Genomic DNA, 10,000 nt, shown 5'->3' with positions numbered 1-10,000 from the left:
AATTTTTATGCAACTGTAATACCGATAATACAGATATCGCAGCATCTTTATTGTCAAAACCATGAATTACAATAAAATTATCGGTTAAGGTGTAAATATCTTCAGATGATTTTAATGCCACTGCATTGGTATCTTTAATGTACTTCGCTATTTTATCGGATAGATTTTTAACTTCTTTTCCGTAAGGATAAGTTTTAGGGAAGATAATTTTATAGCTTGTTGGCTGAGCTAATCCAAAATCAAGTGCTTCAATTAATGACACTTCCATTTGCACCATTTTTTCAGCTTGTTTTCCTTCTTCTGTATTTGGATACGTTAAAGCAACGAAGTTTAATGCTTTCTTATACTCTTCTACACCTTTTAATCGTCCTGTTATTTTTGCTTTTAGCATTTCAAATTTTGGCAGCGATTCCTCTCCGGCAAACTTAAAAGTAGCTTCATCCACTTCCACATAAACCTCTCTTAATTGATTGTTTTCAAACTTCTTGTACAAAGCATTAAAAACCAATTCCGGATTGTCATTATCGGTAACCTCAACTTCTGGATTGTTCAAAATTTGCGCATAACGGCTATCTGGATATTGAGCCAAGATTTGTTGCTTAATATCTGTCGCTTTAGAAGGCGAAATTTGCTGATAAATTTTGTACAAATTATACATTGCCGGAAGCACCAAACGTTCTTCTGGTTTATTTTTTAATAATTGCTCTAAACGAGAAGCCGCTAATTCGTATTCTTTGAATTTTTCCTTATAAATCAATCCCAATTGATAGTAAGCTAAATTTCTATCTTTTGCTAAACTATCTAAAAGTTTTGAGTCTGTTGGAATTTGTTTTAAATAGAAATCTAAAGTAAATTCCGGTTTCTCTTCTATTACTAACGAATCTTTATCGGCTACATTATTATTTAAATCTTCATCAATAATGTTGTCTTCAACTTTTTCAGATGACAATCTCCAATTATCTTTTAATGCTCTTTTTCCCCATCTGTTTTGGAAATCTTTCTTGCCAAACTCTACCGCTACAGGATTATAAAAGTAAAAACTTGAATTGTCAACTCCCATACCACCTGGTGGCAAAAAAGCAGTATTATTTGAACTTTGTACTTGAATATCCTTGCTTTTTGTGTTTAAATTTATCGATCCTAAATCATTAGAATTGTTAGTATTAGCTTGTAAATTAGCTTCTTTTTGAGCTTTTTCAGCTGCTATTTTAGCCTTTCTATCTTCTTCTGCTTTTAATTTTACGATGTAATCCTCATAATATGCTTTTCTTTCAGAATCAGGCATGGCAACAACATGTAAAATACTGTCATTTATTTGGGCTATTGTTTCGTATTTGATTACATCTTCTAAATTATCTCGTTTCTTTTTTATCTTTCTGTATTCTCTTGTACGCTCATTCAAGTTTACAAGTGTACTATCATAATATTTTCCTGCCGATTTGTAATCTGCTTCTCTAAAGTAAATCTCACCTAAATTTCTATAATTAGACGCTACTAAATATTTATCATTAGAAACTGATTTTATCGATTTATTATAATACTTTTTGGCCGATTTATTCTTAGTGTTTTTATCATAAAAAACCCCAACTTGATGATTCAAAACATCCAAATAAGGACGGTTTTCTCTATCTTCAATTAACTTATTGAATTTTTCTAAAAATGCTAACGTATCTCCTTTAGTATAATCAAATTGTTGGGCTTGTTTGGCATGAGCCTGAATTGCATAACGACGTGGTGCTTTTCGATTCATTTGAATCACTTCTTCAAAAGCAGCATATGCACTATCATTATATTGCATTTGCTCGTAAAGTTGCCCTAAAATAAAGGTATATCTTGCTTTTTCTTCGTTGTTATTTGTTGCTTCTTTAGCCACTTTTAAGGCTGCAATAGCCGTGTCTTTAACTTGAATATTCATGTAAGCTTGTGCTAACATTGCATTTGCATCAGCTAAATCCTGACCTTGAATTTTTGAGTCTTTTAAAAGTCGTTTTAAATTTTTGATCGCCACATCTTCGTTATCTAATCGAATATTTACTTTTTCACGCCATACTTTAGCATGGTAAATTCGATCACTAAGTGGATATTTATACAGAATGTAATTTAGTGACTCTAAAGAGGGTATAAAACGATTTTCATAATAACGCGATTTAGCCAACAAAAGATAAGCTTCATCCATTTGCGGATTTTTTTCAGTTCCGGCGATATTCATAGAGTGTTTTTGAATAGCCTTTACCGCTTTTTCTTCAGCACGCTCAAAATTTTTATTCTTTGTTTGTCCTGGCAAAATAGCTTCTTCAGCATCAGATGTTCGTTCAACAGGAAGCACTTCCCAAAAGTTATCTTTATAGGTTTGCTTAAGCTCTTCAAGTCCTTTTTCTAAAGCAATATTACCATTGTACAAAACATTATATTTTGTAGTAACAGCATGAAAATTACGATTAACAAACTTATCTTTTTTAACAGAACAAGCTATTAAAAAAAACAAAAAACCTACGACAAGAGAGTATTTAATTATAGTGCTTTTCAATGTAAAAACGTTTTTGTACTTTAACTACTAAAATCACTTTTTAGTATGTATAGAGTGGTAAAAATACGTTTCTTTTTTTGATGTGAAAAAAAATAGGAGACTTTTTATTAATCGAACACATTTTTAAGGTCTTTTATTACCTTAAATGCTACATCAATTTGGTCGTCACTAACAATAATGGTAAATTCATTTGTAGTTGAAATTACTTCGTGAATGATAATTCCTTCCCAAGCCAATCTTTGAAAAATATAATAGTAAACACCTGGAGTCGAAATGTTTTCCTGAGGCAATTTTACTGTTATAGAAGATAAATTTTCGATTTTATGCGTTAATTTCTCGTTTTTAAAAATAGCCTCCACCATTGGTTCAATTGATGTGCTTGTTACAATATTGGTTTCATTAACACCGCGAGAAGAAGTATAAAAAATATCTTGTTGCTTGTTAATTTCCGAAATCAACTTTGCTTGGTTATCTAAAAGTGTATCCGAACTTATGAATGTAAAATCGCTAAGCGAAGAACGAACCGTGATTTCACCAATATTTTTTAAAACCTTTGAAATTTTATAGTTGATTTTGAAATCCAACTCTTCAGAAAGTCTTTTTAATGACATTACAACAGCACCTTGTTTAACATCTTTTCCTAAATGTGCTTCTAATTCGGGCATCATTATTCTTGCTAAAGAAGTTAAATTAATAATTCCTTGCGAAAGTGAACTTAGTAAAAAAGGCTTCGATTTAATGTATTGCTCTACTACTGAGGATATTGTTTTCATGCTTTTAGTTGTTTGTTTGGCGCAAAGATAAAAACAAAAAACAAATTGTTATAAATTTAACATTAAAAATAATAAAACGCTTCTTCAATGTGTTCTATAACAAAATCAGAGTTTTCTTTATGAATAGCCACGATATCAAATCGAACTTCAACATCTAAATCGTTTTGAGTAACATACTCATTTATAGCTTTTACCAATAATTGAATTTTCTTAGGTTTTACAAAATCTTGCGGCAAACCAAATTCAATACTCGAACGCGTTTTTACTTCTACAACAGCTAGTATTCCATTTTTTTGGGCAATAATATCGATTTCGGCTTTATCAAAAACCCAATTCGTTTCCAAGATTTCGTAGCCGTTTTTTTCTAAGAAATCAACCGCTAATTCTTCTCCAAATTTTCCTAAATCGTTATGTTCTGCCATTTTTAAATGTGTCAATTTTAATGAAATTGAAGTTTTACTTCTTTGTCATTCACTTCAAAATCAACTTGTTTTCCTAGAATCAATGTTCGGTTGTCTTTTTGATGTCCCGCTGGAAATTCAAAAGCAATTGGAATGTTATATTCTTTAGCAATTGCGGTAATAATTTGGACATCATTTTGTCCAAAAGGAATATCATTATCGTGCATATCAGCCATACTTCCCACAATAATTCCTTTTACATTTTCAAAATAACCATTACGTTTTAGATTGTATATCATTCTGTCGATATGATACAAATATTCATCCAAATCTTCAATAAAAAGAATTTTCCCTTTGGTATCAATCGATGACTTTGAACCCAATAAACTATATAAAATCGATATATTTCCTCCTACTAATTCACCCGAAGCTTTTCCTTTTACATCATATGATTTTGATGGAATTGTGTAGGAAATCGATTCGCCAAAAAGGGCTTTTCGCAACGTCTCTTTAACTTCTTCAGGTGCTTTTGGAACCGTAAATGGCATAATCGAATGCAAAGTCGCTACTCTTTCTACATTCAATTGACTATGTAAAACGGTAACATCGGAAAAACCCATAATCCATTTTGGATGCTTTTTGAATTTAGTAAAATCTAACGAATCTATAATTCGAACCGTTCCATAACCACCACGAGCACACCAAATGGCTTTGATGTTGTCGTCATCCATCATTTCTTGAAAATCAGCTGTTCGTTCAGCATCAGTTCCACCAAGTTGGCAACTGTCCAAACCTATGGTTCGACCTAATTTTGCTTTCAATCCCCAAGATGCTAATAATTCAATAGCGGGTTTTGCATCTTCTGGAAAAAATTTACGAGCCGTACAAACAATAGCAACTGTGTCGCCTTTTTTAAGATAAGGTGGAATTTTCATTTTCTTTTGCGAATGAGAAAAGTTTGAAATTAAAATAAGTATCAAAATAAATCTATACATCGTCAGATTTTATTAACTCAAAAGTAAACAAAATCCAATTAAAATTCGGGATTTCGTCACTAATCGATTATTTTTGTTTCAGTTTTTACTAAAATAATCTTTGCTCTCTTAAATTAACACTTAGTTTGTTCAAAATTTAACGCAAAGTTTAGAAGTTTTTCGCAAAGTTAAAAAAGGAAAAATGACAGAAAATGAAATCTCAAATAGAGTTATTGGAATTGCCATTGAAGTTCATAATGCATTAGGACCTGGCTTACTTGAAAATACATATAAAGAATGTCTTTATTATAAACTTGTACAAGCAGGATTTAAAGTTGAAAAAGAAAAATCAATTCCATTGATTTTCGAAGAAGTAAAACTAGATTGCGGTTACAGAATTGATTTACTTGTAGAGGATAAACTCGTTTTAGAATTAAAAAGTGTTGAAGAACTTTCCGAACTTCATTTTGCTCAAACTCTAACTTATTTAAGGCTTGGTAACTTCAAATTAGGCTTACTTTTAAACTTTAATTCCGTTCTTTTAAAAGAAGGTATCAGACGAGTTGTGAATAAATTATAATTTTCACGACATTTGCACTTTTAAAACTTAAAATTCTTTGCAAAGCTTTGCGAAAAACTTAGCGTCTTTGCGTTAAAATAAAATAAATTATGTTAGAAAATCCGAAAAGATATACGATTACTGCGGCTTTACCTTATACAAATGGACCTATTCACATTGGACATTTAGCAGGTGTTTATGTTCCTTCTGATATTTATGCGAGATATTTACGTTTGCAAGGAAAAGATGTGGCTTTCATTTGTGGAAGCGACGAGCACGGCGTAGCAATTTCAATGAAAGCTAAAAAAGAAGGCATTACACCACAACAAGTAATTGATAAATATGACGGAATCATTCGTAAATCGTTTTTAGATTTTGGAATTTCTTTTGATAATTATTCTAGAACTTCTGCCGAGATTCATCATAAAACGGCTTCGGAATTTTTCAAAAAATTATACGATAACGGTGATTTCATCGAAGAAACTACCGAACAATTATACGATGCAAAAGCTGACCAATTTTTAGCCGATCGTTTCGTAACCGGAACTTGTCCAAAATGTGACAATCCTGAAGCATACGGCGATCAATGCGAAAAATGTGGTTCGACTTTAAATGCTACGGATTTAATTAATCCAAAATCAACCATAACTGGAGAAACTCCAATTTTAAAATCAACGAAACATTGGTTTTTACCTTTAAATCGTTACGAATCGTTCTTAAGAGAATGGATTTTAGAAGGTCATAAAAACGATTGGAAACCAAATGTTTACGGACAAGTAAAATCGTGGGTTGATGGAGGTTTAGAGCCAAGAGCCGTAACACGTGATTTAGATTGGGGAATCGATGTTCCAGTAGAAGGTGCGGAAGGAAAAAAATTATATGTTTGGTTTGATGCGCCAATTGGCTACATTTCTTCAACAAAAGAATGGGCGGCTCGCGAAGGAAAAGATTGGGAACCGTATTGGAAAGATGCCGATACAAAATTGGTTCACTTCATTGGAAAAGATAATATCGTGTTCCATTGTATTATTTTTCCAGCGATGTTAAAAGCAGAAGGAAGTTATATTTTACCTGATAATGTTCCAGCAAATGAATTTTTGAATTTAGAAGGAAACAAATTATCGACTTCTAAAAATTGGGCGGTTTGGTTGCATGAATATTTACAAGATTTTCCAGAAAAACAAGATTCGTTGCGATATGCATTAACAGCAAATGCACCAGAAACTAAAGACAATGACTTTACTTGGAAAGATTTTCAAGCAAGAAATAATAACGAACTAGCGGCGATTTTTGGAAATTTCATCAATCGTGTCGTGGTGCTAACCAACAAATATTACAACGGAATTGTTCCAGCTCCAAACGAATTTTCAGAAGTTGATGAGCAAACGTTAGCCGAATTAAAAGCGTATCCAGCCGTAATTTCAAGTTCGATTGAACGTTATAGATTTAGAGAAGCGTTAGGCGAATTGATGAATGTAGCTCGTTTAGGAAACAAATATTTAGCGGACGAAGAACCATGGAAAATGGTAAAAGAAAATCCGGCAAGAGTACAAACTCAAATGTATATAGCATTGCAAATTGCTTCAGCTTTGGCAGTTTTATCGGAACCATTTTTACCTTTCACAGCTAAAAAATTATCGAATATTTTAAAAATCGATGCGTTAGGTTGGAACGATGTAACGACTAAAACAGACTTGATACCAGCAGGTCATCAAATTGGTCAAGCCGAAATCTTGTTTGCCCAAATTGAAGATGTTGAAATCCAAAAGCAATTAGACAAATTAGAAGCAACTAAAACTGCCAATAAAGTGGAAAATGCAAAAGCGGAACCGCAAAAAGAAATCATCACTTTCGAAGATTTTGCCAAAGTAGATTTACGAATTGGAACCATCATCGAAGCTGAAAAAATGCCAAAGGCCAATAAACTTTTAGTGTTAAAAGTAGATACTGGAATTGATGTAAGAACCATCGTTTCAGGAATTGCTGAGCATTTTACACCAGAAGAAGTAATTGGAAAACGCGTAACCGTTTTAGTCAACTTAGCACCAAGAGCTTTACGTGGTGTTGAAAGTGAAGGCATGTTGTTGTTAACGAACAACGCAGAAGGTAAATTGGTTTTTGTAAACCCAGATGCGGAAGGCGTGATTAATGGCGCGATGATTTCTTAAAACAAAAAAAATGACTCCAAAAATAATCGCTTTCGATGCAGACGACACTTTATGGCACAACGAACCGTATTTCGATGAGGCGCAAGAACGCTTTTGTGTGTTGTTTCAAGATTATGCTTCGAGTCAAGAAATTTTGGGATTGATTTTGAATCATCAGGTGAAAAATTTGCCTTTGTATGGTTTCGGTATTAAAGCGTTCACCTTGTCGATGATTGAAACTGCTTTGCAATTGACAAATCATCAAATTTCGGGAAAAGGAATTGAGCAAATTTTAGCCATTGGAAAAGATTTACTTCAAAAACCAGTCGAATTGTTACCCAACGTTGAATCCGTTTTGGAACAATTGAAAGGGAAATATAAATTGGTTGTTGCCACAAAAGGCGATTTAAAAGACCAACATAGAAAATTACACGATTCTGGAATTGGCGCTTTCTTTCATCACATTGAAGTAATGAGCGACAAAGCCGAATTAGATTACGAAAAAATGTTAGGTCGTTTGGATTGCAAAGCCGAAGATTTTCTAATGATTGGAAACTCGTTAAAATCGGATGTTTTACCAGTTTTAAATATTGGCGGACATGCGATACACATTCCGTATCACACCACTTGGGAATACGAAAAAATTGATTTCGAAATCAAGCACCAAAATTTCAAATCATTTGCAAATATTACCGAAATCTTAGCTTTATTAAAATGAAACAAAAAATAGACATATCTTCTTGGAATCGAAAAGAACATTTTGAATTTTTCAATACTTTCGAAGAGCCTTTCTTTGGTATTACCACGTCAATCGATATGACTATTGCATATGAAAAAGCAAAAGTGATGCAGATTCCGTTTTTTGTTTACTATTTACACAAAACGATTGCTGCCGTTAACCAAGTAGAAAATTTCAGATACCGAATTGAAGAAAACGAAGTAATACTTTATGACGAAATTGATGCTTCTTCTACCATAATGCGAGAAGACAAAACGTTTGGTTTTTCGTTTATGAAGTTTCATTCTGACATTCACGAATTTGCCAAAATCGTACAAACTGAAATTGAAAGAATTCAAATTACACCAGGACTTTTCACTAGAGAATTCCCTGAAAATATCATTCATTTTTCTGCTGTTCCTTGGATTAATTTCACGGGATTAACACACTCCAGAAAATACTCTTTAAAAGATAGTTGTCCAAAAGTTTCCTATGGAAAGTTAATGACCGAAAATGGTAAAAAAACCATGGCAATGACCGTTTTAGCACATCATGGCCTAGTTGATGGTTACCACATGGGTTTATTTGTAGATGAATTGCAAAAATTAATGAACTCTTAGATGTTTCCGATTGCGTTTCACTCTATTTTTAAACATCCGTTACCTGAAGGACATCGTTTCCCGATGTTGAAATACGAATTATTACCACAACAATTACTACACGAAGGTATTGCTTTAAAAACCGATTTCTTTGAACCTGAAATTATCCCAATTGAAACTATTTTAAGGATTCACACAAAAGAATATGTTTCCGATTTGCTGAATTTAACTTTAGATCCTAAAGCAGCACGAAAAATTGGTTTTCCGCTTTCTAAAGAACTTGTGGAACGAGAATTGCGAATTGCCCAAGGAACTGTCCTAGGAGCTGAAAAAACTTTCGAAACAAAAGTTGCGTTCAACATCGCGGGTGGAACCCATCATGCCTACTCCAATCGTGGTGAAGCCTTTTGTTTATTGAATGACCAAGCAATTGCTGCTCAATATTTGTTAGATAAAAAACTAGCAAAAAAAATCTTAATCATCGACTTAGACGTGCATCAAGGGAATGGAACGGCAGAAATTTTTCAAAAAAACGATAATGTCTTTACTTTTTCTACCCATGGAAAATCGAATTATCCGTTTAAAAAAGAAACTTCTGACTTAGACATTGCTTTTGAAGACAATACTTCTGATGAGGATTTTTTAAAAACCATTTCCGAAATCATTCCTAAACTAATAGAACAACAAAAACCCGATTTCATTTTCTATTTGGCCGGAGTTGATATTTTGGCTTCTGATAAATTAGGGAAATTAGGTTGCTCTGTTGATGGTTGTAAAAAAAGAGACGAAATTGTTTTTCAAAATTGTGAGCGTTACCAAATTCCAGTTCAAGTGAGCATGGGTGGTGGTTATTCTCCTGAAATCAAAACGATTATTGAAGCACACGCGAATACGTATCGAGTAGCGAAAGACATTTTGTTTTAAATAAAAAACCACCAACTTTCGCTGGCGGTCTTTTCTCAAACGGCATTTAAAATTGCTAAAATATCTTCTCCGAATCGCTCCGATTTTTGTTTCCCGAAACCTTTGATTTGTTGTAATTCATCTAAGTTACTTGGCTTGTACATGGCTAAATCGATTAATTCTGAATTGTGACAAATCATATACTTTTTCAGCTTCAAAGCTTCCGATTTTTCGTTTCTCCACTGATTCAAATAACCGTAAACTTGTTTGTCTTTCGGATTTAAATCTTCGTACGATTTGCGTTCCAATCGCTCTGGTTTTTCTTGTTCTTCTGATTCATAATGAACAATAACCAACCAATGCGCATCATCACTTTCCACAAATTGCGTACTCGATTTT

General features: G+C 33.0%; 10 protein-coding genes. 5 read left to right on the top strand and 5 right to left on the bottom strand.

Annotation, left to right across the window (positions count from 1 at the left end; translation table 11 throughout):
• From LDL23_RS12290 to LDL23_RS12275, 4 genes are all read right to left on the bottom strand, one after another.
• The coding region (locus tag LDL23_RS12290; protein WP_291265963.1) for a gliding motility protein at positions 1-2,527 on the bottom strand (2,527 nt) is incomplete at its 3' end.
• Between the two features lie 107 nt (positions 2,528-2,634).
• Positions 2,635-3,300, bottom strand: coding sequence for an aspartate kinase (locus LDL23_RS12285; protein WP_291265962.1), 666 nt, complete (start codon positions 3,298-3,300; stop codon positions 2,635-2,637).
• Between the two features lie 62 nt (positions 3,301-3,362).
• Positions 3,363-3,722 carry a YraN family protein gene (locus LDL23_RS12280; RefSeq protein ID WP_026725491.1) on the bottom strand — a complete coding sequence of 120 codons (360 nt, stop codon included), beginning with the start codon at positions 3,720-3,722 and terminating at the stop codon, positions 3,363-3,365.
• Positions 3,723-3,739: 17 nt separating this feature from the next.
• Positions 3,740-4,636 (bottom strand): LD-carboxypeptidase, encoded by an 897-nt coding sequence (locus tag LDL23_RS12275; RefSeq protein WP_291265961.1) that lies wholly within the window; start codon positions 4,634-4,636, stop codon positions 3,740-3,742.
• A gap of 241 nt (positions 4,637-4,877) precedes the next feature.
• On the opposite strand from LDL23_RS12275, the gene LDL23_RS12270 reads away from it, so the two are divergent.
• The 5 genes from LDL23_RS12270 (at position 4,878) to LDL23_RS12250 (ending at position 9,622) form a co-directional block, all read left to right on the top strand.
• A complete protein-coding gene (locus tag LDL23_RS12270; protein ID WP_250580511.1) occupies positions 4,878-5,255 on the top strand; it encodes a GxxExxY protein in 378 nt (125 codons plus the stop codon).
• Positions 5,256-5,344: 89 nt separating this feature from the next.
• Positions 5,345-7,402, top strand: a complete 2,058-nt coding sequence (gene metG / locus LDL23_RS12265) for a methionine--tRNA ligase (RefSeq protein WP_291265960.1) — start codon at positions 5,345-5,347, stop codon at positions 7,400-7,402.
• A gap of 10 nt (positions 7,403-7,412) precedes the next feature.
• The gene (locus LDL23_RS12260; protein ID WP_291265959.1) at positions 7,413-8,099 is read left to right on the top strand and encodes an HAD family hydrolase; all 687 of its coding nucleotides are present in this window, start codon (positions 7,413-7,415) and stop codon (positions 8,097-8,099) included.
• Positions 8,096-8,719: a chloramphenicol acetyltransferase gene (locus LDL23_RS12255; RefSeq protein WP_291265958.1), complete on the top strand. Its 624-nt coding sequence runs from the start codon at positions 8,096-8,098 to the stop codon at positions 8,717-8,719. The genes LDL23_RS12260 and LDL23_RS12255 overlap by 4 nt, the downstream gene beginning before the upstream one ends.
• A complete protein-coding gene (locus LDL23_RS12250) occupies positions 8,720-9,622 on the top strand; it encodes a histone deacetylase (RefSeq protein ID WP_291265957.1) in 903 nt (300 codons plus the stop codon).
• Positions 9,623-9,657: 35 nt separating this feature from the next.
• Here LDL23_RS12250 and LDL23_RS12245 read toward each other — a convergent pair.
• The coding region (locus tag LDL23_RS12245) for an HRDC domain-containing protein (RefSeq protein ID WP_291265956.1) at positions 9,658-10,000 on the bottom strand (343 nt) is incomplete at its 5' end.

The sequence above is a fragment of the Flavobacterium sp. genome, from assembly GCF_020217025.1.
Classification (GTDB): Bacteria; Bacteroidota; Bacteroidia; order Flavobacteriales; family Flavobacteriaceae; genus Flavobacterium.
This window is presented reverse-complemented; position numbering and strand designations above follow the sequence as displayed.

Excerpts from the sequence above, each read along its gene's own strand:
- LDL23_RS12260 (WP_291265959.1), top strand. The coding sequence starts at position 7,413 with ATGACTCCAAAAATAATCGCTTTCGATGCAGACGACACTTTATGGCAC.
- LDL23_RS12275 (WP_291265961.1), bottom strand. The coding sequence starts at position 4,636 with ATGAAAATTCCACCTTATCTTAAAAAAGGCGACACAGTTGCTATTGTT.
- LDL23_RS12280 (WP_026725491.1), bottom strand. The coding sequence starts at position 3,722 with ATGGCAGAACATAACGATTTAGGAAAATTTGGAGAAGAATTAGCGGTT.
- metG (WP_291265960.1), top strand. The coding sequence starts at position 5,345 with ATGTTAGAAAATCCGAAAAGATATACGATTACTGCGGCTTTACCTTAT.
- LDL23_RS12270 (WP_250580511.1), top strand. The coding sequence starts at position 4,878 with ATGACAGAAAATGAAATCTCAAATAGAGTTATTGGAATTGCCATTGAA.
- LDL23_RS12285 (WP_291265962.1), bottom strand. The coding sequence starts at position 3,300 with ATGAAAACAATATCCTCAGTAGTAGAGCAATACATTAAATCGAAGCCT.
- LDL23_RS12250 (WP_291265957.1), top strand. The coding sequence starts at position 8,720 with ATGTTTCCGATTGCGTTTCACTCTATTTTTAAACATCCGTTACCTGAA.
- LDL23_RS12255 (WP_291265958.1), top strand. The coding sequence starts at position 8,096 with ATGAAACAAAAAATAGACATATCTTCTTGGAATCGAAAAGAACATTTT.